Origin of the sequence: Amycolatopsis sp. NPDC059021 (assembly GCF_042739895.1) — a bacterium.
Lineage (GTDB): Bacteria > Actinomycetota > Actinomycetes > Mycobacteriales > Pseudonocardiaceae > Amycolatopsis.
This window is the reverse complement of sequence record NZ_JBHYIQ010000081.1, coordinates 1-3,609: the sequence shown is the minus strand read 5'-3', so window position 1 is coordinate 3,609 and position 3,609 is coordinate 1. Positions and strand designations below refer to the sequence as shown.

General features: G+C 72.5%; 2 protein-coding genes. Both read left to right on the top strand.

Annotated elements, in window-relative coordinates:
• Window positions 1-184: 184 nt before the first annotated feature.
• The gene (gene glmS, locus ACFWX1_RS35220; protein ID WP_378394119.1) at window positions 185-2,047 is read left to right on the top strand and encodes a glutamine--fructose-6-phosphate transaminase (isomerizing); all 1,863 of its coding nucleotides are present in this window, start codon (window positions 185-187) and stop codon (window positions 2,045-2,047) included.
• Window positions 2,048-2,064: 17 nt separating this feature from the next.
• Window positions 2,065-3,501 (top strand): NAD(P)H-hydrate dehydratase, encoded by a 1,437-nt coding sequence (locus ACFWX1_RS35215; RefSeq protein ID WP_378394118.1) that lies wholly within the window; start codon window positions 2,065-2,067, stop codon window positions 3,499-3,501.
• Window positions 3,502-3,609: the final 108 nt, after the last annotated feature.

The window sequence follows — 3,609 nt, the reverse complement described above, 5'->3', positions numbered from 1 at the left end:
CGTTTAGCCCGCTAAACGCGCTCGCCGGGGTCGGGAGCCGGTCGGGGAGCGGCGTTCGCCGGGACCAGGGCGGTTCGGATACTTAGCCACGCTCAGCGCCGCGTTTAGCCCGCTAACTGCAGCTCCGGGGCGTGGTGGCGGAGCCGCGCGTGGGGGCGCGATGTCCCTCGTTAGGCTGGAGCGCGTGTGTGGGATCGTGGGATATGTCGGACACCGCCCGGCCCTGGACGTCGTCCTCGGTGGACTGCAGCGGATGGAGTACCGCGGGTACGACTCGGCGGGCGTCGCGGTGCTGGACGGCGCCGGCGCGCTGAACGTCGAGCGCAAGGCGGGCCGTCTCGCCAACCTGGAGGCCGAGCTCGACGCCGTCGGCAGGGACGCCTTCAAGGGCACCGCCGGCATGGGGCACACGCGGTGGGCCACCCACGGTGCCCCGGTCGACCGCAACTCGCATCCGCACCGCGACGTCACCAAGCGCGTCGCCGTCGTGCACAACGGCATCATCGAGAACTTCGCCGCCCTGCGCGCCGAGCTCGAGGCCGACGGCGTCGAGATGGCCAGTGACACCGACACCGAGACGGCCGCGCATCTCGTCGCCCGCGCGTATGCCTCCGGCGAGACCGCCGGTGACTTCGCCGCCAGCGTCGCCGCCGTGTGCCGCCGCCTCGAAGGCGCGTTCACCCTGGTCGTGACCCACGCCGACCAGCCGGACACGATCGTCGCCGCCCGCCGCTCCTCGCCGCTGGTCGTCGGTGTCGGCGAGGGTGAGACCTTCGTGGCGTCCGACGTCGCCGCGTTCATCGAGCACACCCGCGAGGCCGTCGAACTCGGCCAGGACCAGCTCGTCGTGATCACCCGCGACGGCTACGAGGTCACCGACTTCCACGGCGACGCCGCGCAGGCGAAGCCCTTCACCGTCGACTGGGACCTCTCGGCCGCGGAAAAGGGCGGCCACGAGTACTTCATGCTCAAGGAGATCGAGGAGCAGCCGGAGGCGCTGGCGAACACGCTGCGCGGGCACTTCGAGGCCGGCCGGATCATGCTCGACGAGCAGCGCATCTCCGACCAGGACCTGCGCGACGTCGACAAGGTTTTCGTCGTCGCCTGCGGTTCGGCGTACCACTCCGGCCTGGTCGCCAAGTACGCGATCGAGCACTGGTGCCGCCTGCCGGTCGAGGTCGAGCTGGCCAGCGAGTTCCGCTACCGCGACCCGGTGCTCGACCGCGCGACGCTGGTTGTCGCGGTGTCGCAGTCGGGCGAGACCGCGGACACCCTCGAAGCCGTCCGCCACGCCCGCGAGCAGAAGGCCCGCGTGCTGGCCGTGTGCAACACCAACGGCGCGCAGATCCCGCGTGAGTCCGACGCGGTGCTCTACACCCACGCGGGGCCGGAGATCGGGGTCGCCTCGACCAAGGCGTTCCTCGCACAGATCGCGGCAAACTACCTGGTCGGCTTGGCGCTGGCGCAGGCGCGGGGCACGAAGTACCCGGACGAGGTGGCGCGCGAGTTCGCCGAGCTCGAGGCCATGCCCGCCGCTGTCCAGAAGGTACTGTCCACTGTGGACCAGGTGCGGGACCTCGGGCGCCGGATCGCGGACTCGAAGGCTGTGCTGTTCCTCGGCCGCCACGTCGGGTTCCCGGTGGCGCTCGAAGGCGCGCTGAAGCTGAAGGAACTCGCGTACATGCACGCCGAGGGCTTCGCCGCCGGCGAGCTGAAGCACGGTCCGATCGCGCTGATCGAGGAAGGCCTCCCGGTCGTCGTGGTGATGCCGTCGCCCAAGGGCCGGGCGGTGCTGCACTCCAAGCTCGTGTCGAACATCAGCGAGATCCAGGCCCGCGGCGCCCGCACGATCGTCATCGCCGAGGAGGGCGACGAGACGGTCCGGCCGTTCGCCGACGAGCTGATCGAGGTCCCCGCGGTGCCGACGCTGCTGCAGCCGCTGGTGTCCACGGTCCCGCTGCAGGTGCTCGCCGCCGAGATCGCGCGCACCCGCGGGTACGACGTCGACAAGCCGCGTAACCTGGCGAAGTCGGTCACCGTCGAGTAACTCCCGGAGGCGTCGCCGTGCAGGGAATCTGGACCACGGAACGGATTCGCGCGGCGGAGGATCGGCTGCTCGCGGTCACCCCGGACGGCGAACTCATGCGTCGCGCCGCCTTCGGGCTGGCGACGCGCACGGCCGCGCTGCTCGCGGACCGCACGGGGTCCGTGTCCGGACGTCGGGTCGTGCTGTTGGTCGGTTCGGGGAACAACGGCGGTGACGCGCTGTGGGCCGGGGCGTTCCTGCGCCGCCGCAATGTCGCCGTGACCGCGATCTTGCTGAAGCCCGAACGCGCGCACGGCCCAGGGCTCGCGGCGCTGCGCCGATCCGGCGGTCGTGTGGTGTCCGTCGAGGACGGTCCACAGTGGATCGACAAGGCCGACGTCGTCATCGATGGGATCGTCGGGATCTCCGCCCGTGGCCCGTTGCGGCCGGAGGCCGCGGCGCTGGTGGAGCGGGCTGCCGCACCGATCGTCGCGGTAGACCTGCCCAGTGGTGTCGATCCGGACACCGGAACGGTGGACGGCCCGGCGGTGCGTGCGGCGCTCACCGTGACGTTCGGCGCGCTCAAACCGGTGCACGCGCTGGCACCCGATGCCTGCGGGGACGTCGCGCTGGTGGACATCGGGCTGCGGCCCGAACTCGGCGAGCCGGATCTGGTGCGGCTGGAATCGTCGGACGTCGCCGCCGCGTGGCCGGTGCCCGGGCCCGGCGACGACAAGTACAGCCAAGGCGTCGTCGGCATCGCGGCGGGGTCGGCCACCTATCCCGGAGCGGCGGTACTGGCGGCAGGGTCCGCGGTGCGGGCGACGTCCGGTTTGGTGCGCTACGCCGGGCACGCGGCCGACGTGGTGCGCGGGCGCTGGCCGGAGATCGTCGCCACTGGATCGGTGAGCGACGCGGGCCGCGTGCAGGCGTGGGCGGTCGGGCCGGGGATCGGCACCGGGCAGGAAGGCCGTGACGTGCTCCGGTACGTCCTCGGTCAGGGCGTGCCGGTGTGTGCTGATGCGGACGCGACGACGATCATCGCCCGTGCGCCCGAGGTGCTGGACGCCAGGGACCCGGACACACCGCTCGTGCTGACGCCGCACGCGGGCGAGTTCGAGCGGTTGATGGGCGAGGCACCCGGGGCCGATCGGGTCGCGGCCGCGCGTGCGGCGGCCCGGCGGTACGACGCCGTGGTGCTGTTGAAGGGGCACTGCACGGTGGTCGCGGCGCCGGACGGGCGGGTCGCGGTGAACACCCCGCGCGGCTCGTGGCTGGCGACGGCGGGCTCGGGCGACGTGCTCACCGGCCTCATCGGGGCGCTGCTCGCCGCCGGGCTCGACCCGTGGCTCGCGGCGGCGTCCGCGGCGCACGTCCACGCACTGGCCGGGGCGCTCGCCGCCGGTGGGGTGCCGACCTCGGCCTCGGCGCTGGTCACCGCGATCCCCGAGGCCCTCCGCTCCCTGCGCTCCTGACCGGCCCCGCTCTCCTCCGAACCCGTCACATCAGCCCCACGCGCCCCAACCGAGCGCAGTTAGCGGGCTAAACGCAGCGCTTAGGCATGCTAAGGACCGCGTTTAGCC